At 62.9% G+C, this 16,326-nt stretch carries 22 protein-coding genes; 15 read left to right on the forward strand and 7 right to left on the reverse strand.

The features are described from left to right. Positions 1–156: 156 nt before the first annotated feature. The 5 genes from purC (at position 157) to ACN6KF_RS10905 (ending at position 2,994) form a co-directional block, all read left to right on the forward strand. Positions 157–921 (forward strand): phosphoribosylaminoimidazolesuccinocarboxamide synthase, encoded by a 765-nt coding sequence (purC, locus tag ACN6KF_RS10885; protein ID WP_434956862.1) that lies wholly within the window; start codon positions 157–159, stop codon positions 919–921. Positions 922–938: 17 nt separating this feature from the next. Continuing rightward, entirely contained in the window at positions 939–1,481 is a 543-nt protein-coding gene (locus tag ACN6KF_RS10890) for a hypothetical protein (RefSeq protein ID WP_434956863.1), read from the forward strand. Between the two features lie 85 nt (positions 1,482–1,566). Next, entirely contained in the window at positions 1,567–2,133 is a 567-nt protein-coding gene (locus tag ACN6KF_RS10895) for an RNA 2'-phosphotransferase (protein ID WP_434956864.1), read from the forward strand. Positions 2,134–2,197: 64 nt separating this feature from the next. Then, positions 2,198–2,437 (forward strand): phosphoribosylformylglycinamidine synthase subunit PurS, encoded by a 240-nt coding sequence (gene purS / locus ACN6KF_RS10900; protein ID WP_149254815.1) that lies wholly within the window; start codon positions 2,198–2,200, stop codon positions 2,435–2,437. Continuing rightward, on the forward strand, positions 2,437–2,994 hold the full coding sequence (locus ACN6KF_RS10905) for a hypothetical protein (RefSeq protein ID WP_434956865.1): 558 nt from the start codon (positions 2,437–2,439) through the stop codon (positions 2,992–2,994). The genes purS and ACN6KF_RS10905 overlap by 1 nt, the downstream gene beginning before the upstream one ends. A gap of 34 nt (positions 2,995–3,028) precedes the next feature. Here ACN6KF_RS10905 and ACN6KF_RS10910 read toward each other — a convergent pair whose 3' ends face one another. Beyond that, positions 3,029–3,376 (reverse strand): DMT family transporter, encoded by a 348-nt coding sequence (locus ACN6KF_RS10910; RefSeq protein ID WP_434956866.1) that lies wholly within the window; start codon positions 3,374–3,376, stop codon positions 3,029–3,031. A gap of 197 nt (positions 3,377–3,573) precedes the next feature. Between ACN6KF_RS10910 and gcvA the strand changes: the two genes are divergently transcribed. The 3 genes from gcvA (at position 3,574) to ACN6KF_RS10925 (ending at position 6,370) form a co-directional block, all read left to right on the forward strand. Beyond that, positions 3,574–4,524: a transcriptional regulator GcvA gene (gcvA, locus tag ACN6KF_RS10915; protein ID WP_434956867.1), complete on the forward strand. Its 951-nt coding sequence runs from the start codon at positions 3,574–3,576 to the stop codon at positions 4,522–4,524. A gap of 136 nt (positions 4,525–4,660) precedes the next feature. Further along, a complete protein-coding gene (gene purQ, locus ACN6KF_RS10920; RefSeq protein ID WP_434956868.1) occupies positions 4,661–5,356 on the forward strand; it encodes a phosphoribosylformylglycinamidine synthase subunit PurQ in 696 nt (231 codons plus the stop codon). Positions 5,357–5,386: 30 nt separating this feature from the next. After that, positions 5,387–6,370, forward strand: a complete 984-nt coding sequence (locus ACN6KF_RS10925; RefSeq protein WP_434956869.1) for an asparaginase — start codon at positions 5,387–5,389, stop codon at positions 6,368–6,370. 168 nt (positions 6,371–6,538) lie between these two features. Here the strand turns inward: ACN6KF_RS10925 and ACN6KF_RS10930 are convergent, their stop codons facing one another. Together ACN6KF_RS10930 and ACN6KF_RS10935 are read right to left on the reverse strand one after the other, a co-directional pair. Further along, the gene (locus tag ACN6KF_RS10930; protein ID WP_434956870.1) at positions 6,539–6,829 is read right to left on the reverse strand and encodes a hypothetical protein; all 291 of its coding nucleotides are present in this window, start codon (positions 6,827–6,829) and stop codon (positions 6,539–6,541) included. A 244-nt stretch (positions 6,830–7,073) separates the two neighbouring features. Then, a complete protein-coding gene (locus tag ACN6KF_RS10935) occupies positions 7,074–7,316 on the reverse strand; it encodes a hypothetical protein (protein ID WP_434956871.1) in 243 nt (80 codons plus the stop codon). 470 nt (positions 7,317–7,786) lie between these two features. Here ACN6KF_RS10935 and ACN6KF_RS10940 point away from each other — a divergent pair, with 470 nt between their 5' ends. Further along, positions 7,787–8,251 (forward strand): hypothetical protein, encoded by a 465-nt coding sequence (locus ACN6KF_RS10940; RefSeq protein ID WP_434956872.1) that lies wholly within the window; start codon positions 7,787–7,789, stop codon positions 8,249–8,251. A gap of 106 nt (positions 8,252–8,357) precedes the next feature. On the opposite strand, the gene ACN6KF_RS10945 is transcribed toward ACN6KF_RS10940, so the two are convergent. Beyond that, the gene (locus ACN6KF_RS10945; protein ID WP_068294951.1) at positions 8,358–8,594 is read right to left on the reverse strand and encodes an Lrp/AsnC ligand binding domain-containing protein; all 237 of its coding nucleotides are present in this window, start codon (positions 8,592–8,594) and stop codon (positions 8,358–8,360) included. Positions 8,595–8,831: 237 nt separating this feature from the next. On the opposite strand from ACN6KF_RS10945, the gene purL reads away from it, so the two are divergent. From purL to ACN6KF_RS10965, 4 genes are all read left to right on the forward strand, one after another. Then, positions 8,832–11,054, forward strand: coding sequence for a phosphoribosylformylglycinamidine synthase subunit PurL (gene purL, locus ACN6KF_RS10950; RefSeq protein ID WP_434956873.1), 2,223 nt, complete (start codon positions 8,832–8,834; stop codon positions 11,052–11,054). Positions 11,055–11,082: 28 nt separating this feature from the next. Further along, positions 11,083–11,313, forward strand: a complete 231-nt coding sequence (locus tag ACN6KF_RS10955) for a BolA/IbaG family iron-sulfur metabolism protein (RefSeq protein WP_105862715.1) — start codon at positions 11,083–11,085, stop codon at positions 11,311–11,313. A 104-nt stretch (positions 11,314–11,417) separates the two neighbouring features. Next, a complete protein-coding gene (gene grxD, locus ACN6KF_RS10960; RefSeq protein ID WP_434956874.1) occupies positions 11,418–11,759 on the forward strand; it encodes a Grx4 family monothiol glutaredoxin in 342 nt (113 codons plus the stop codon). Between the two features lie 91 nt (positions 11,760–11,850). Further along, on the forward strand, positions 11,851–12,156 hold the full coding sequence (locus ACN6KF_RS10965) for a putative quinol monooxygenase (RefSeq protein WP_434956875.1): 306 nt from the start codon (positions 11,851–11,853) through the stop codon (positions 12,154–12,156). A gap of 39 nt (positions 12,157–12,195) precedes the next feature. Here the strand turns inward: ACN6KF_RS10965 and ACN6KF_RS10970 are convergent, their stop codons facing one another. Continuing rightward, positions 12,196–13,104 (reverse strand): DMT family transporter, encoded by a 909-nt coding sequence (locus ACN6KF_RS10970; protein WP_434956876.1) that lies wholly within the window; start codon positions 13,102–13,104, stop codon positions 12,196–12,198. Positions 13,105–13,191: 87 nt separating this feature from the next. On the opposite strand from ACN6KF_RS10970, the gene ACN6KF_RS10975 reads away from it, so the two are divergent. Further along, the gene (locus tag ACN6KF_RS10975; protein ID WP_434956877.1) at positions 13,192–14,118 is read left to right on the forward strand and encodes a LysR family transcriptional regulator; all 927 of its coding nucleotides are present in this window, start codon (positions 13,192–13,194) and stop codon (positions 14,116–14,118) included. Positions 14,119–14,132: 14 nt separating this feature from the next. Here the strand turns inward: ACN6KF_RS10975 and ACN6KF_RS10980 are convergent, their stop codons facing one another. Both ACN6KF_RS10980 and rpsD read right to left on the reverse strand, forming a co-directional pair. After that, on the reverse strand, positions 14,133–14,771 hold the full coding sequence (locus ACN6KF_RS10980) for a glutathione S-transferase family protein (RefSeq protein ID WP_434956878.1): 639 nt from the start codon (positions 14,769–14,771) through the stop codon (positions 14,133–14,135). Between the two features lie 296 nt (positions 14,772–15,067). Beyond that, positions 15,068–15,685 (reverse strand): 30S ribosomal protein S4, encoded by a 618-nt coding sequence (gene rpsD, locus ACN6KF_RS10985; protein ID WP_149254801.1) that lies wholly within the window; start codon positions 15,683–15,685, stop codon positions 15,068–15,070. A gap of 264 nt (positions 15,686–15,949) precedes the next feature. Here rpsD and ACN6KF_RS10990 point away from each other — a divergent pair, with 264 nt between their 5' ends. Next, positions 15,950–16,312 (forward strand): hypothetical protein, encoded by a 363-nt coding sequence (locus ACN6KF_RS10990; RefSeq protein ID WP_434956879.1) that lies wholly within the window; start codon positions 15,950–15,952, stop codon positions 16,310–16,312. The last annotated feature ends 14 nt before the right edge of the window (positions 16,313–16,326 follow it).

The raw sequence follows: 16,326 nt of genomic DNA on the forward strand, positions 1-16,326 counted from the left end.
GCCTGCACGAAGATTGTGCGCGGGGGCATGATCGGGTAAGTTGGCCGTGTCTCCGGTTTGCGCTCGCAAATCGAATCGCCAATTGCGCCGGCCACGGATCGCATTTCCAGGAGCCCAGGCCCTTTGACGGATTTTCTCAAACCACGGTACATCCCGATGAACCGCCGCCGCCGCATTTACGAAGGCAAGGCGAAGGTCCTCTATGAGGGTCCCGAGCCCGGCACGCTGATCCAGCACTTCAAAGACGACGCCACCGCATTCAATGCCAAGAAGCACGAGGTCATCGACGGCAAGGGCGTGCTCAACAACCGCATTTCCGAATATCTGTTCCAGAACCTCAACGATATCGGTGTGCCCACCCATTTCATCCGCCGCCTCAACATGCGCGAGCAGTTGATCCGCGAGGTGGAGATCATTCCGCTGGAGATCGTGGTCCGCAACGTCGCCGCCGGTTCCATCGCCACGCGCCTTGGCATCGAGGAAGGCACCCAGCTTCCCCGCTCGATCGTCGAATTCTACTATAAGAACGATGCCCTCAACGACCCGATGGTATCGGAAGAGCACATCACCGCTTTCGGCTGGGCCAGCCCGCCTGAGCTCGACGACATCATGGCGCTGGCCATCCGCGTCAACGACTTCCTGTCCGGCCTGTTCCTCGGCGTCGGCATCCGCTTGGTCGATTTCAAGATCGAATGCGGACGCCTGTGGGAAAACGACATCATGCGCATCGTGCTGGCGGACGAGATCTCGCCGGACTCCTGCCGCCTGTGGGACACCAAGTCGAACGACAAGCTCGACAAGGATCGCTTCCGCCGTGACATGGGCGGGCTCGTCGAAGCCTATACCGAAGTCGCCCGCCGTCTCGGCATCATGAACGAGATGGATAATGTCGTCGTCAAGGGGCCCAAGCTGGTTCAGTGATCGCCTTGAGTACAACAATGCGTAAGGGGCTCGCGCGTTACGGCGTTCGAGCCCTTTTCGCTGGCGTGGGTCTCCTGACCCTTGCCGGCTGTAGCCTGTTCGACCTGTGGGCCGGCGATCCGGCCGTGTCACTGCCGGATTCCCGTTCCTGGGTGGTGCTGCCGATGCGGGCCTTCGTCTCGCGTGAGAATATCCGCGTCGACGGGCTGCAACTCTGCACCAGAATGCGCTGTGGCTATGATGCGGCGATCGAGCGCTTTACCGTCACCGGCCCGGATGCCCTGGCGATCGAGCGTTCCCTGGCCGAGCCCAAGCGGCTTGCCGCACTGCTTGCCCAACCCGACGCCAAGACCAAGATCCCGCCCCCCAAGGTGAGCGTCGACAGTTTCGGCTCCGGCGATTGGAAGGGCATTCAGCTCGCGATGACGGGCGGCAAGAAAGCCCACCACATCAACGCCTATGCCGTCGGGCTGCACAAGGCAGGCGAGACCAGCTTCATCGTCGTCATTGCCGGCGAACCGCGCATCGCCAGGAAGCTGATCGACGAGGCGACGCAGTAGCGCCCGTAGCGCCATGCCGAAAAGTGAATGCTGCTTTTCGGCATGATACGATAATAGCGACCTGCTACGGAATCGGATACCGTCCATGGACGACAAGAAACTCAGCAAATTCATGAGCCTCGTGCTTCGCCACGCGCCTGAGACGGCCGGCCTGGTGCTCGACGCGCAGGGCTGGGTCGAGATCGACGATCTCACCAAGGCCGCCGCCGAACAGGTGGGAGCCGGCCGGCAGGACATCGAACGGGTTGTCAGGGAAAGCGACAAGCAGCGCTTCGTCATCGCCGGTACGCGCATTCGCGCCAACCAAGGCCACAGCGTCGATATCGATCTCGGCCTTGCCGCCACCGTGCCGCCTGCCGAATTGTGGCACGGCACCGCAGCCTGCAACCAGGCCGGCATTTTCGCCGCCGGCCTCCAAAAACGCTCGCGCCAGCACGTGCATCTGTCCGATGACCACGATACCGCCCGCAAGGTCGCGATAAGGCGCGCCGGCCCCTGGATCATCCTGCAGGTGGATGCCCGGGCGATGCAGGCGGAGGGGCTGCGGTTCTATCACAGCGACAACGGTGTCTGGCTGACCGAGGCCGTACCATCCCGTTTCCTCAGCGTGTTCGAGACATTTTCCCGGCCCGATCGGCAAGGCAATGATTGAACCATCGCCCGGACTGCTTTAAGCGCAAGCCAAAGATTTCTCTTCGTTGGAAGGCAGGTGCTGCATGAAGGCCCGTGTGATCGTTACGCTCAAGAACGGCGTCCTCGACCCCCAGGGCAAGGCGATCGAAGGCGCTCTTGCTTCGCTTGGCATCAAGGATGTCGCTGGTGTGCGCCAGGGCAAGGTGTTCGACATCGAACTTGGCCAGGCTGATGCCGAGACGGCGCGTGAAACGCTGAAAGCCGCATGCGAAAAGCTCCTCGCCAACACGGTGATCGAGAATTACAGCATCGACATCGCCTGATGTCATTCCGGCTGCGGCCTTGCCTGGCCCGGCTGGTTGCAGCCGCGCTGTGCCTGGCCGGAGCCGACAATGCGTGTCTCGCGGAAGAACTTGTCGAGACCGGCGGCTTCAGCCTGCGCTATGATGACACCGTCTGGGTCAGGGAGACATCCGCGCCGCCGACCTTGCTCGCCTTGCGCTGCGCCGCCCCGGCCTGCCCCCCGCACGCGGTTGCGACCTTCCTGTCCGACGAACGCCCCCTGCCGCTCCCGGGCTTTGCCGCCTTCGGTCCCGGAGCCGCGACAGGGGCCATGATCGAGCTGCGGATCGAGAGTCTCACCCCCGGCTCGCGCATTCGCGCCCGCCAGCCAGTCGAACCGATCATGTTAGGTGGCGCGACGGGCTATCGCGGCCTCTATGACATCGAAGACCGGGCTTTGGCGAAGACTGCCGCCGCCGTCGCCTTGCTGCGGCTTGATAACACCACCCTGGAAATAAGAATGAAGGCCGACCGGCTGACGCCGGCCGACCTGATCCTGTTCGATCGCCTCTTGGAGAAAATCGAGCTCAAAGACTGAGAGCGCCGGCGTTGCCGGCCCGGCCTATCGAGCTCTACACGGTCGACGCCTTGAGGCCGGCGACACCCGCGACGATGGCGAAGGCGCTGACGATCTTCATGGCCGTCAGCGGCTCACGCAGGAAGATGTAGCCGAAGATCACCGTTCCGAGCGTACCGACGGCCGTCCAGATCGGATAGGCGACACTGACCGGCAGGCTCTTGAGCGCCAGGGTCAGCAGGCCGACCCCGCCGATCACGGCGATGACGGTTATGGCCGTCGGAAGCGGACGGGTGAACCCCTCCGCATATTTCATGCTCAGGGCGAAAATCACTTCGAAGACCGCTGCTGCGGCCAGATAGAGCCAAGCCATGATGGCTATCCTTTGCAAAATTGAATTCATCTCATGTGAAACACGAGCCTTCCCCGCCGTATTAAGTGATTGACTTTCAAAACAACAAATTCGAAGTTCTCACTCGATGGATGATTTCAATTCATGCATAATAATCCTGGGCCCGACCACAGCGTGATGCCGATGCGCGTGGGAAAGATGACGCGGCCACTGGATGAAGCCTGGCGCTTCGTGTCAGCTCGGAGCCGATGATGCGCCGCTTGCCGCCCCTCGCCTCCCTGCGCACCTTCGAGGCTGCTGCACGGCAGGAAAGCTTCAAGAAGGCAGCGGCTGAACTCGGCGTCACCGCGACCGCCGTCAGCCATCAGATTCGCCAGCTCGAAGCCTATCTCGACGTCTCCCTGTTCGAACGGCAGACCCGCAGGGTTCGCCTGACCGTTGAAGGCCGCAGCCTCTATCCGGCTTTGCGCGCCGCCCTGGACGCCATGGCCGACGCTGTCGAAACCGTCAGGAAACGCCCACGCCGGCGTATTGCGACCCTCTCGGCGACCGTCGCCTTCACGGCAAAACTGCTCGTGCCGCGCGTCGCCACGCTGCGCAGCCTGCATCCTGGCTGGGATCTGCGCCTGCACGCCTCCGACGACACCGTAGACCTCAACGCCGGCGATGCGGACGCCGCCATCCGCTATGGGCTCGGCCACTATGCCGGCATGACCGCCCTCCCCTTGCTGACGGACAAATTCGCACCGGTCTGCAGTCCCCGCCTGCCCGTGTATGAACCGATCGATCTCCCCAGCGCAGCGCTCCTGCATTTCGACTGGGGCCCGATCGCCTCGACGGTGGACGTTCCCAATTGGCGTAGTTGGGCCCGGCGCGCCGGCATCGAGCACCTCGATCCAGACAGCGGCATCAGCTTCAACGACGAAAGCAGCGCCATCCAGGCTGCCATCGCCGGCCAGGGCGTTGCTCTGCTGAGCCTGTCGCTGGTCGCCGACGAACTTGCCTCGGGCGTGCTGGTGCAGCCCTTCGGCCCGATCATGGAGGGGCTGAAGTTCAGCTTCGTCTATCCGGAAGGCGCGGAGAACCGGCCGGCGGTAGCCGTGCTGAAGGACTGGGTCCTGGCCGAGTTTGCCGAGGGTACTCCTCGCTCATCCGGGCAAGACGGCAAGACTGCCGCCACACCCGGGCATTCAGGGTAGTTTCGCCCAGTTTCCGGGCTCGGCTTCCACTCTTTGCTTGACCCCGCTGCCCCTCTGGAACCATATGCGCACGCATGGCAGAGGCTGGACGCCACAGTCTCCAGGCATCATTGCCGCAACGAACAAGCAGGATCCGATGAAAGCAGCTGTCGTCATTTTTCCCGGTTCCAACCGTGAAGGGGACGTCGCCAAGGCCCTCAGGCAGGCCGGCGCACATGTCGACATGATCTGGCATGCCGACACCGAGCTGCCGGCAGGAACCGATCTGGTCGTGCTCCCCGGCGGCTTCTCCTATGGCGACTATCTGCGTTGCGGCGCCATCGCCGCCCGTGCCGCCATCATGGATGCCATCCGCCACCACGCCGAACGTGGCGGCCTCGTGCTCGGCATCTGCAACGGCTTCCAGATCATCACCGATGGCGGCCTGCTGCCCGGCGTGCTGATGCGCAATGCCGATCTCAAATTCATCTGCAAGCGTGTTCATCTCAGGGTAGAGCGCACCGATACGGCCTATACCAACATCTATCGCCAGGGGCAGGCCATCGATGTCTGCGTCGCCCATGGCGAGGGCAACTACTTCTGCAGCTCCGAGACCTTGACGCAGCTCGAAGGCGACGGCCTGGTGGCTTTCCGTTATTGCGATGCCGCCGGCAAGGTCAGCGCCGCGACCAATCCCAACGGCTCGCTCAACAATATCGCCGGGATCTATTCGGCCAATCGGCGCGTTCTCGGCATGATGCCGCATCCCGAAAACCTGATCGATCCGCTGGCCGGCGGCACGGATGGCCGCGGCCTGTTCACCAGTGTCGTCAACGCCATGGCTTCGGCCTGATCGTCGACGACGATGCAGGATTGAAGGCCAATGACGCGCAAGGTTCACTTGATCACCACGGGCGGCACGATCGCCTCCCGGCGTGACGAAAGCACCGGCGACGTTGTCGCCGGCCTCGACGGACAGGCGCTGCGCGCCATGCTGCATGATCCGCTGCCCGGGATCGAGATCGAGGTCGAGGAGTTCTGCAACCTCAACAGCTTCGCCATCGACCTGCCCATGGCCTTCGCCTTGGCCACTCGCATCAACGAGCTTCTGGCGCTGGAAGATTGCGAGGGTGTGGTCGTCACCCACGGCACCGACACCATGGAGGAGAGCGCCTATCTCGCCGACCTCCTGCTCGCCTCGGACAAGCCTCTGGTTTTTACCGGCGCCCAGCGCGCAGCCGATGAGCCCGATGCCGACGGCCCGCGCAACATTGCCAATTCCATCCGCCTCGCTGCGGCGCCCGCCGCGCGCGGGCTTGGCGCGATGATCTGTTTCGAGCAGGAATTCCACGCCGCCCGAGACGTGAGCAAGACGCATACCTCGCGCACCGACACTTTCATGTCCTGGGAACACGGCAAGCTCGGCGAGATCGACGCAGGTGCGATCTGCCTGCATCGTCGCCCGGCCCTGCGGCGCGCCTATGCACCCAGCACCATCGAGCCCAATGTCACGCTGATCCGCCTCGCCATGGGCATGGATGGCGGTTATCTCAATTATGCCGCCGATCACGGCAGCAAGGCTATCGTGCTGGAAGGGTTCGGACGCGGCAACACTCCGCCAGCCGTGACCAAGGCCGTCGCTGATGTCATCAAGCGTGGCGTTCCGGTGATCATCTGCTCGCGCTGTCCGCGTGGTCGGGTGCTGCCCGTCTATGGCAATGGCGGGGCTACCGATCTCCAGCGCGCCGGAGCCATCTTCGCCGGAGACCTCAGCGGCCATAAGGCACGTCTTCTCGCCGCCGTCCTGCTTGGCCAGGGTCTCGACATGGAAGCGCTGCGGGCGGAAATCGAGTATCTGGGCGGTTGACCGCCCCGCGTCGGGTTACCCGGCTCGTCACCAGTGCCATCTGCACCAAGGGCCATGCCCGCCATCGACCCGGTTCGAAGCGTCTATTCAATCGTTTTCAGTCCGCGAGAAATCAGACCCGAGCAGTCATGGCGGCCCCTGTTGCGCCGCCATGACTGCCGGGATGGTTCAGGCGGCTTCGCTGAGAGTCACCATCGTTTCGGTGTTGATCGGGGGATGGGGCACCAGGCTGGCTTTGCTCTCATCCGCCCACCGCGCCAATCTTACGATGCGGACCTTGTCGAGGTCGGTATCCGCAGCCTCCACCGGCTCCACGGTACTGAGCCCGGCATTGGAAACGAAGAAAGTGTGGTCCCCGAAGATTGAGATGAGTTCCTGAACGATCGGATTGGATTCGGGAATGACCCGGCTATCCATCTGGGTCAGAGCGCGTTCGATTCGCACCGATGTCAGCTTCATGGCGTCGTCCTTTCGGGTTGAGTGGCTTGTCTGTCGACGGAGTGACGTCACGGCTGTCCTGCTCACCATCGGCATTAATCGCCTCCCGCCCCTCAGGCGGTTCGAGACGTGGAAGACACTCCGGCTGCCTCATTGTCAGCCCGGCATCCATGTCCCGGCGTCAGGAACTTCGCCGACGCCCATCCTTGTCGCGAAATCTGGCCATAGTCTGCCTCAAGCATGACCATTGCGTGAAAGAGCCGCCTCAGGCGGCCGCTTCCAGGGCCTCAAGCAATTCCTCTTCGCTGATCTGTCCCTCGGTGCGCGGCGCGACGACCACTTGCTTGCCCAGCAGATGCTTTACCTTGTGCGCCACCGGCAAACAGCGCCGATCATCGCGGTGGTAGACGTGGTAGCCGTCACCCGGGTTCACGCCGACATCCAGCGCGCAGCCCTTGCTGACGAAATGCCAGACACCGTTGCCGTCCACTATTCTGACCTTGTTCATCGAAATCTCCATATCTTCAAAAAACGGGCGGCCACCCGCAGGTAACAGATGGCCCCCGGCCGCAAGCGCCCGGAGCAAACTGCCGTTCTTTACAGGGTGATCACCGGAGCTGGCGGCGCCAAAACAGGCCCATCGTCCGGACGAGCCGGATTCCGCCCTTGGGATGGCACCCTCTATGCATGGTGAATGGGGCCATTGTCCGGCGCTGCCACGTCGACGGCTTGGCCATTCGTGCCAACTGCATGCCTCGGGCGCAGTCCAGCCATGCGAGATGCGCTCGCAAGCAAAATTCCATCTCGTCCGGCCGCGCTGTTAACGTTGTCGCAGAAGTTCTGCATGAATCTGCTATCGCGTGTGCGATTTGGCACATCCTGCGCCGGTGATTCATATCAGGTCGTGCGCAGGCACACAGCGGGTTGCCAGCCCGCCACGGTGATGCAATTCTGATTTCGGTCCACTGGAGCAGGCATATGAACCCTCATTCTTCCCGTCAGCGTCTTGCTTGGGGCTTGTCCGGAGCCGTTGCGCTCTCGCTGCTGCTGGCCGCCTGCGGTCCGCGCTCCGGCGAAGCCGGCCGGCCGGACGTTTCCAACCAGCAGCCGGTCGTCACGGCGGACGGCACCCAGCAGTTTCCCGTGCCGCAGGCCGGCCGGGCAACCCTTGCCCACAAGCTGACCCAACTCGTCTCGGGCCGCATCGCGGATGCCCGCATCTCCAACGGCTGGCGCACGCCTGCCGCGGCGAAAGCCCATCCAGACGAGTATGCCGCCTGCGTCAGCGCCGATTCCGGCAGCGGCCAGCAGGTCTTCCTGATCGTCACCAATGGCGCGCGAACCGGCGACGTCATCTCCGGCTCCAAGGCGGCCGAGCGTTGCGCCGACGGCAATCGCGTCACGCAATGGGCTACCTTGCCGGAGGCCATGGGCCAGAGCTGATCGGAGCTCCTGCGTTCATTCGACTTGATAAAAAATGGCGGCCCGTGGCCGCCATTTGCATTTGTAGCGCTTTGCGCTACTTGTCTGCCCTCTGCCGCCACGTCCCTCAGAAGGCGCGATAGGTCAGGACCGTGCGCGTATTCGCGATGCCGGGGATGGACTGCACCTTCTCGCCGACGAAATGACCGATATCGACATCGTCATTCACGTAGAATTTGGCGAGCACGTCGAAGTCGCCGGCAATCGAATAGATTTCCGAGGCGATTTCAGCTTCGGCCAAGGCGCTGGCGACCTCATAGGTGCGGCCGAGCTGGCATTTGATCTCCACGAAAAAGGTCCGCATTGCCGATACTCCGAGACTGGAAACGATGATCTGCCCACAGGAAGGCCAACAAATTTGCGGTGTCAATGCGGATCGCGACGCCTGCATGCGATCAATGGTTTACATTCGGCTCGGATACCCCTATCGCCTGCCGTGAACAGAAGCGCTGGAGCGCTGCGCTGGGGCTTGCCGGCCGGAGCCATAGGCCGTCCGCCTGATCCCTGCCGAAGCGCTGCATTGACAGGAGACTGATCCGGCATGTCCGTCCACTCGGAACCCGCCATCACAGCCGAACTCATCGCCCAGCACGGGTTGAAGCCGGATGAGTATCAGCGGATCCTGGATCTGATCGGACGCGAGCCGACCTTCACCGAGCTTGGCATCTTCTCGGCGATGTGGAACGAGCACTGCTCCTACAAGTCCTCGCGCCTCCATCTCAAGAAGCTGCCCGTCACCGGCAAATGCGTGATCCAGGGCCCGGGCGAGAATGCCGGCGTGATCGACATCGGCGATGGGCTCGCCGCTGTCTTCAAGATGGAGAGCCACAACCACCCCTCCTATATCGAGCCCTATCAGGGCGCGACGACGGGCGTCGGCGGTATCCTGCGCGACGTCTTCACCATGGGCGCGCGCCCGATCGCCTGCATGAACGCTCTGTCCTTCGGTGCGCCCGATCATCCCAAGACCCAGCACCTCGTTTCCGGCGTGGTCGCGGGGGTCGGCGGCTACGGCAATTCCTTCGGCGTGCCGACGGTCGGCGGCCAGGTTCGCTTCCACACCCGCTATGACGGCAACATCCTGGTCAACGCCTTCGCGCTCGGCCTCGCCGAGCAGGACAAGATCTTCTACGCCAAGGCCACCGGCGTCGGGAACCCGATCGTTTATCTGGGCTCCAAGACCGGCCGCGACGGCATCCACGGCGCCACCATGGCCTCGGCGGAGTTCGACGACAAATCCGAGGAAAAGCGTCCCACCGTGCAGGTCGGCGATCCCTTTGCCGAGAAGCTGTTGCTCGAAGCCTGCCTGGAACTGATGGCGACCGATGCCATCATCGCAATCCAGGACATGGGCGCGGCCGGCCTCACCTGCTCGGCCGTGGAAATGGGCGCCAAGGGCGATCTCGGCATCGAGCTCCACCTCGAAAAGGTGCCGGTGCGCGAAGCCGGCATGACCGCCTATGAAATGATGCTGTCCGAGAGCCAGGAGCGCATGCTCATGGTGCTCAAGCCCGGCAAGGAAGCTCAGGCCGAGGCAATCTTCCGCAAATGGGGCCTCGATTTCGCCGTGGTTGGCAAGACGACGGACGATCTGCGCTTTCGCATCTTCCACAATGGCGATCTGAAGGCGGATTTGCCGATCAAGGAACTGGGCGACGAAGCGCCCCTCTATGACCGCCCCCACGTCCCCTCGCCCAAGCAACCGGTGCTCGAGGCCGGATCGCTCAAGACGAACCTGTCGATCGGCGAGGCGCTGCTCAGCCTGATCGGCTCTCCGGAACTGGCATCCAAGCGCTGGGTCTACGAGCAATATGACACGCTGATCCTCGGCAACTCGATCCAGACGCCTGGCGGCGATGCTGCCGTGGTGCGGGTGCTCGACGGCCCCAAGGGACTGGCGATGACTTCCGACGTGACACCGCGCTATTGCGAAGCCGATCCGGTCGAGGGCGGCAAGCAGGCCGTCGCCGAAGCCTGGCGCAACATCTCGGCCGTGGGCGGCCTGCCGCTCGCCGTGACCGACAATCTCAATTTCGGCAATCCCGAGCGCCCCGACATCATGGGCCAGTTCGTCGGCTGCCTCGACGGCATCGGACAAGCCTGCCGTGCCCTCGATTTCCCTATCGTTTCCGGCAATGTCTCGCTCTACAACGAGACCAACGGCCGCGGCATCCTGCCGACCCCGACGATCGGCGGTGTCGGCCTCGTCGACGACGTTGCCGTGACGGCCTCGATCGCCTTCAAGGCTGAGGGCGAGACCGTCATGCTGGTCGGTGTTTCAGGCACCTGGCTCGGACAGTCGATCTGGCTCGCCGAGGTTCTCAAGCGTGAGGAAGGCGCCCCGCCGCCGGTCGACCTTGCCGTCGAAAAGCGTCATGGCGACTTCATCCGGGGCCAGATCCGCGCCGGCAACCTCAAGACCTGCCATGATATTTCGGATGGCGGCCTTGCCGTCGCCGTCGCCGAGATGGCGCTGGGACGTGGCATCGGTGCGGACCTGTCGCAGGCCCCGCAGGGCAGCGAGCCGCATGCCTTCTGGTATGGCGAAGACCAGGCCCGTTATGTCGTCGCGCTTGCGAGCGAAAAGGCCGAGGCCTTCGCCAAGGCGGCAGCCGATGCCGGGGTCCCCGTCACCACGCTGGGCACAACCGGCGGCAATGCCTTGATCCTGCCCGAAGGCCGGCCCATCCTGGTTTCGGCGCTGAGCGAGCGTCACGAATCGTTCCTGCCGACGCTGATGGGCTCTACGCGCCAAGCTGCCTGACAAGTCGCCTGAAGAGGATCTATTTCCAATGCCGATGCCGGCCGCCGACATTGAAGCGATGATCAAGGAAAGTTTCCCCGATGCGAAGATCGAAATTCGCGATCTCGCCGGGGATGGCGATCACTACGCCGCGACGGTGATTTCCGAAGCATTCCGGGGCAAGTCCCGCGTCCAGCAGCACCAGATGGTCTATGCGGCGCTCAAGGGCAAGATGGGCGGCGTGCTGCACGCGCTTGCGCTCTCCACGAGCGCCCCCTGATCGATAAATTATGTTAGGTTGAGCCCTGACATTGCGCGCGAGTGTGCTTACATACTCGGCATTATCCGCGTCAGATCCAGCATTACCAAGATCGAGATTGAGCCATGAGCGATATCGCCACCTTCATCGAAAACGAGATCAAGTCCAACGACGTCGTGCTCTTCATGAAGGGCAACAAGGCGTTCCCGATGTGCGGGTTCTCCGGACAGGTCGTGCAGATCCTCGATTATCTCGGGGTCGACTACAAGGACCATGACGTGTTGCAGAATCCAGACCTGCGCAGCGGCATCAAGGACTTCTCGAATTGGCCGACGGTACCGCAGATCTACGTCAAGGGCGAATTCCTGGGCGGCTGCGACATCGCTCGCGAAATGTTCCAGTCTGGCGAGTTGGTAACCTTCCTGCAGGAAAAGAATATCCCGGTAAAGGCTCCGGCCAAGGCCTGATCGCCACTGCAAACCAGTAAGCTTGTCGCAGATACCAAGCCAGGCTGACAGCCTGGCTTTTTCGTTGGCAGGACCTGAGCCGGAGAGACCCATGAGCAAATTGCTGATCGTCGGGACGGTGCGCCTGCCGGCCGCCAATCTGTCCGCAGCGCGCCCGGCCATGAAGCGCATGGTGGAGAGCAGCCGCGCCGAAGAGGGCTGCGAAGAATATTCCTACGCCGAGGACGTCTTCGATGCCGGTCTCATCCATGTGAAGGAGATCTGGCGCGACCACGCCGCCCTGGACCGCCATTTCGCCTCACGGCACATCGCCGAATGGCGGGCGAGTTGGCCCGGCCTCGGCATCGGCGAGCGAAATCTGCGCTGCTATGAGATCGGGGCGCCCCGCGCGACGTGAGGCTCGGGCATTGGCGGTGCTCCCTTGGAGCAATACGCTCTAGCGGCCCTTCATCACGTTGACGATCACCACGCCGAGGATCGCCAGTGCGCCGCCCAGCATGCCGACGGGCGTGGGTACCTCGCCGAGCCAGAGGAAGCCGATCAGCGTGGCCGTCGGCGGCACGCCATAGAGGAAGTTGGACGCCCGCGCCGCCGAAAGGCGCTTGAGGGCAATGGCCCAGGTGACGTAGCCGATCGCGGTGGGAAAGATCACGAGATAGGCGACGGCCCAGTTCACCTCGGCCGGGGCAACCGCCATGGCCCGGATCGTGGCCGGCACCGCCGGCAGCAACGGCAGGGCGCCGATGAACAGGATCCAGGCGGTGATTGCCAGAGCAGGAAACCGTCCGAGCAAGGGCTTTTGCAACACGCTGGCAATGGCAGCGCAGACGGCGGCGCCGAAGATCATCAGCGCGTTGGGATCAAGCCTGAAGCCCGTATCCGTCGCTACGGCGATCAGGGCGACACCGGCGAAGGAGGTGGCGGTGCCGACCCAACCCCAGCGCCCGAAGCGTTCGCCGAGCGCGAAGATCGCGATCAGAGCGGTAAGCACCGGCATGGTGTTGATGATGAAGCTGGCCGGGCCGGCCGGCACGGTCTGCTCGCCGGTGTTGAGCAGCACGGCATAGACGGCAATGAACAGCACGGCCGCAATGGAGAGGCGCAGGAAATCCCGCGGCAGCGGCATGGGCGGACGCAAAGCCACCAGATAGGCCAGACCGATGGCCCCGGCCGCGACGTAGCGTGCTGCGGCAAGTTCCATCGGCGTCAAGGCGGTCAGGCAGACACGGATCAGCGCGAAGGACGAGGCCCAGGAGAGAATGGTCACCAGAATGGCACCGAAGGCGACCGCGTCGAATCCGCTCTTCTTGTTGGCTACCTCAGCCTCACAGGCCACGCTGCTCATTTTCGTCTCCCAACTCTCAATTGTATTCCTGACCTAGCCTCCTTCGACGTGCTTGAAAAGCACCTCAATCAATGATCTTGTGTGCCTATGGTTCACAGCTCACCTAACCTTCCGCCCCTCGACACGCTCGAAACCTTCGCGCGGGCGGCGCGCCTCGGCTCCTTCTCGGCCGCAGCCGAGGAGAGTGGCGTCACCCATGGCGCCGTCTCCCGCCAGGTGTCGCGCCTGGAGCGCTGGATGGGCTTACGCCTGTTCGAGCGCAAAGCCCGTGGCGTCAACCTGACGCCGGAGGGCATGCGATTCTTTGCTCGGACGGAAGAAGCCCTGGCCCTGCTCGGCAATAGCGGCGAGCGCTGGTCGCCGCGCCGCGCCAAGGCCGTTGTACGCCTGTCGGTGACGCCCTCGGTCGCTTCGCTCTGGCTGTTTCCCCGGCTTACGCGCCTGGAAGGCAGCGACATCCACCTCGAACTGGTCCTCGAACACCGGCTGGCGGATCTGGGCGAAGGCAGCGATCTGGCTGTTCGTTGCGGCAAGGGGCCCTGGGCCGGCGTGCGCGGCGTGCAGCTCTGGCAGGAAAAGGCCTTTCCGATCGCCTCCCCTGCTCTTGCCAAACGCCTGCGGCACGGCAATGACGCGCACGCCTTGCTCGAACTGCCGATCCTGCACGATTCCAACATCGAAGGATGGCGACGCTGGCTGTCGCCCGAGGGCGTGGATTATGTGCCGCGCGGCCAGGACCGCCGCTTTGAAGACTACAACCTGGTCATCGATGCCTGTTGCCAGGGGCTCGGCATCGCCCTCGCGCGGCCTCCCCTCTCCGCGGCCGCCCTGGAGGACGGGCGCCTGGTGCAGGTTTCAGACCGAACGATCGATTACCACGTGGCCTTTCATCTCATCCGGTCGGACGAGGCGCTGCGTGGCCCCGCGGCGGAACTGGCCCGGCGCTTTTTGCGTGAAGCCGGCCATGACGAGGCCGATATCGCTGCCTTTACCGCTCCGGGCCGGAAGGGCTGAGCAAGCCCTCCCGATCAATTTTCCTGTTCGCCGAAATGTCGCCGCCAGATCGGCGCAATGGCAGGCCGCTGCGCCACGGTCTCGGCGATCCGGGTCAGCTTCGGGCATTCCCTGGCGCGCCATTCATTGCCGATCGCCCAATTGCTAATGGCGGCGATGGCGAGGTCGATGGCCGAAAACCCCGACAACAGGAAGCTGCCTTCGGCACTGGCGGCCTGCTCCACAAATTGCCAGCGCTCCCGAATGCGCTGGCGCACGCGCGAACGCATCGCGGTCTCGTGCGTTTCGGGCGGAGCGAAACGCAGGGGATAATCGTAGAGTTCGATGAGAGGATAGATCTCGGCCGCCACATGAATCAGCCAACGCAGTGCATGGCGCCGGTCCGGGGCATCCCGAGCCGGCATCAACCGCGCTTCGGGGTGTTCTTCGCTCAGAGCCAGCAGAATGGCGGCCGATTGCACGATCGTGGTTCCGTCGTTGAAGCGTAGCGCCGGAATCTTCCCCAAGGGATTGATCGCCAGATATTGAGCGGTGTGCTGCTCGTCCTTGGTCAGATCGATATCGATCAGGTGAACATCCTGCCCTGCCTCGGCCAAGGCGGCCTCGACCATGAAAGAGCCGGAATCCGGTTCGCCCCAAAGCGTGTAACCCATACAGACCTCTTAGCATCGACCGGCTGCAGAGCCGGTCACCTCCCGACATTATACGGCGATGGGGGAAGACCGCCCCAATCTCTTACTTGTTGGTTCTGTGCAAACCCCTGCCGCTGTTCTTGCTTGTTTCGCCGGCTCGTCGGATCCGACCATAAGCGACTGAGCGGGCGTGTCGCATGATCTTTTTGCAATACGGCCATCCCGATTTGCGGGCCTTCCAGAGTGCACAGCCTGATCAACCAATAAAAAGGGCCGCCAAAATGGCGGCCCTTATAGAAGATCTCAGTTCGTTTCGCTTAGCGCGAATAGAATTCGACGACCAGATTCGGTTCCATCTGGACCGGATAGGGCACATCCTGCAGCGTGGGAACGCGGACATACTTCGCGGTCAGCTTGCCGTGATCGGCCTCGATGTAATCGGGAACGTCACGCTCGCCGGAAGCAACGGCCTCGAGCACCAGCACGAGCTGCTTGGAGGCTTCCTTGACCTCGACGACATCACCCGGCTTGACCTTGTAGGAGGGGATGTTGACGCGGCGGCCATTGACCTTGACGTGGCCATGGCTGACGAACTGACGGGAAGCGAACACCGTCGGCACGAACTTGGCGCGATACACCACCGCATCCAGGCGCTGCTCGAGCAGGCCGATCAGGTTGGCGGAGCTGTCGCCCTTCAAACGGCGGGCTTCTTCATAGATCTTGCGGAACTGCTTTTCCGAGATCGAGCCATAATAGCCCTTCAGCTTCTGCTTGGCGCGGAGCTGGGTGCCGAAATCGGACATCTTGCCCTTACGGCGCTGACCGTGCTGGCCAGGACCATATTCGCGGCGGTTGACGGGGCTCTTCGGGCGACCCCAGATATTTTCGCCAAGGCGGCGATCGATCTTGTACTTAGCGTTATGGCGCTTCGACATTCGCGTCCTCTATGGTTTGCGAAGTTTATGAGGAACGCGCCCTCCTCTCCCGGAAACCGGGCGACAGACAACCGGAGACCGGCCATCACGGGAGCGTAAAACATCACGCGGGACCAAAAGGCCCCGCGTGTGGCGTTCGCTTAGTCGAAAGATTGCTGCATGTCAATTCCAAGACAGGATCCAATAGCCTGTACCCTGGGCAACTCGACAGTAGCATGGCGGATGTCTAGGTTGGGCGCGCTCGGCCCATGTGAGTCTTCATTGATGAAAATCCTTTCCCTCTCCGTCGCCTTTCTGGCGGCCTCCGTAAGCTTTGCCAGTGCAGCGCCGCTTGAAACCTACACGGCCCGCCTCTCCAGCGCGGATCACTTCAACACGAACGGCGAAAGGCTCACCTCCGTCGCCGCGATCATCCGGCAGGATCGTGCCAACTTCTATCTGGGCTACCATCGCGATCGGGAAGACGAATCCGACCGTTTCTTCTCCAGCAAGGAGAACCGCGCCCGCCTGGAGAACATGCTCAATCGCGGCCGCATCAGTGCCTCCGCGGCGGATGCCGTCGTGAACGGGTCACCGCTGATCAATGTCGAGATCTACGAAGATTTCATCGTCGTGACGGTCGACTAGATCGAGCGCGGGCG

This window comes from Labrys methylaminiphilus subsp. lupini (assembly GCF_051161885.1).
Classification (GTDB): Bacteria; Pseudomonadota; Alphaproteobacteria; order Rhizobiales; family Labraceae; genus Labrys.

Bases quoted from the DNA above. Each gene is read 5' to 3' on its own strand.
- purL (WP_434956873.1), top strand. From the start codon at position 8,832: ATGTCCGTCCACTCGGAACCCGCCATCACAGCCGAACTCATCGCCCAG.
- grxD (WP_434956874.1), top strand. From the start codon at position 11,418: ATGAGCGATATCGCCACCTTCATCGAAAACGAGATCAAGTCCAACGAC.
- ACN6KF_RS10910 (WP_434956866.1), bottom strand. From the start codon at position 3,376: ATGAATTCAATTTTGCAAAGGATAGCCATCATGGCTTGGCTCTATCTG.
- ACN6KF_RS10990 (WP_434956879.1), top strand. From the start codon at position 15,950: ATGAAAATCCTTTCCCTCTCCGTCGCCTTTCTGGCGGCCTCCGTAAGC.
- ACN6KF_RS10895 (WP_434956864.1), top strand. From the start codon at position 1,567: ATGGACGACAAGAAACTCAGCAAATTCATGAGCCTCGTGCTTCGCCAC.
- purS (WP_149254815.1), top strand. From the start codon at position 2,198: ATGAAGGCCCGTGTGATCGTTACGCTCAAGAACGGCGTCCTCGACCCC.
- gcvA (WP_434956867.1), top strand. From the start codon at position 3,574: ATGATGCGCCGCTTGCCGCCCCTCGCCTCCCTGCGCACCTTCGAGGCT.
- ACN6KF_RS10955 (WP_105862715.1), top strand. From the start codon at position 11,083: ATGCCGATGCCGGCCGCCGACATTGAAGCGATGATCAAGGAAAGTTTC.
- ACN6KF_RS10945 (WP_068294951.1), bottom strand. From the start codon at position 8,594: ATGCGGACCTTTTTCGTGGAGATCAAATGCCAGCTCGGCCGCACCTAT.
- ACN6KF_RS10940 (WP_434956872.1), top strand. From the start codon at position 7,787: ATGAACCCTCATTCTTCCCGTCAGCGTCTTGCTTGGGGCTTGTCCGGA.
- ACN6KF_RS10905 (WP_434956865.1), top strand. From the start codon at position 2,437: ATGTCATTCCGGCTGCGGCCTTGCCTGGCCCGGCTGGTTGCAGCCGCG.
- ACN6KF_RS10980 (WP_434956878.1), bottom strand. From the start codon at position 14,771: ATGGGTTACACGCTTTGGGGCGAACCGGATTCCGGCTCTTTCATGGTC.
- ACN6KF_RS10975 (WP_434956877.1), top strand. From the start codon at position 13,192: ATGGTTCACAGCTCACCTAACCTTCCGCCCCTCGACACGCTCGAAACC.
- ACN6KF_RS10935 (WP_434956871.1), bottom strand. From the start codon at position 7,316: ATGAACAAGGTCAGAATAGTGGACGGCAACGGTGTCTGGCATTTCGTC.
- ACN6KF_RS10930 (WP_434956870.1), bottom strand. From the start codon at position 6,829: ATGAAGCTGACATCGGTGCGAATCGAACGCGCTCTGACCCAGATGGAT.
- purQ (WP_434956868.1), top strand. From the start codon at position 4,661: ATGAAAGCAGCTGTCGTCATTTTTCCCGGTTCCAACCGTGAAGGGGAC.
- ACN6KF_RS10970 (WP_434956876.1), bottom strand. From the start codon at position 13,104: ATGAGCAGCGTGGCCTGTGAGGCTGAGGTAGCCAACAAGAAGAGCGGA.
- ACN6KF_RS10965 (WP_434956875.1), top strand. From the start codon at position 11,851: ATGAGCAAATTGCTGATCGTCGGGACGGTGCGCCTGCCGGCCGCCAAT.
- rpsD (WP_149254801.1), bottom strand. From the start codon at position 15,685: ATGTCGAAGCGCCATAACGCTAAGTACAAGATCGATCGCCGCCTTGGC.
- purC (WP_434956862.1), top strand. From the start codon at position 157: ATGAACCGCCGCCGCCGCATTTACGAAGGCAAGGCGAAGGTCCTCTAT.
- ACN6KF_RS10890 (WP_434956863.1), top strand. From the start codon at position 939: ATGCGTAAGGGGCTCGCGCGTTACGGCGTTCGAGCCCTTTTCGCTGGC.
- ACN6KF_RS10925 (WP_434956869.1), top strand. From the start codon at position 5,387: ATGACGCGCAAGGTTCACTTGATCACCACGGGCGGCACGATCGCCTCC.